The 532-nt window shown below is 42.5% G+C and carries 1 protein-coding gene; it reads right to left on the reverse strand.

Annotated features, from left to right (window positions below):
- Window positions 1-171: 171 nt before the first annotated feature.
- Window positions 172-532, reverse strand: a 361-nt coding sequence (locus tag R7044_RS27725; protein WP_225456300.1) for a SulA-like leucine-rich domain-containing protein, incomplete at its 5' end; no start/stop codon positions are given.

Raw genomic sequence — 532 nt, forward strand, 5'->3', positions numbered from 1 at the left:
TTAAGGAGAAGATATTCAGCGGAAAATATCAGCTGAATAAATCGAATGAGGGCATCATACCAGAACTATTTTAACTCGCCAGAGAAAAAGCAAACGTTTGCCTCTTTTCTTTAATACAAAAAATGCCCCCTTAAAAGGAGGCGAGATGCAGGATGGATAACGTCGATCTTGTTAGTGATACTGGTTTACTCTGCCATCGACGAAAAAGACTTCACACTGATAACGCTGAGCGATGTCACGCAACATGGATTGGTTCATAAGAGCAATTTTGTTTGATGCGACAACCGCGCTGGCATTGCCAGACTGAATGGCTTTGATAACGATTTCGACTTCAGAAAGCTGTTGGGACGGCTTCATCTGAATAACGTTTTTGCAGCAAAGATTGGAAGCAGTGAGTTGCTCAAAATCAGGACGAGGACACTCAGCGGTATACAGAATCCATTGTTTTTGCTGTGACAATACTGCCAACTTAGAAAGAAGCTGATCAGACACATCCATTGGTTGAGTGGTTTGTGCCAGTACGTTGTAACGT

Source organism: Vibrio sp. 1402 (genome assembly GCF_033340275.1).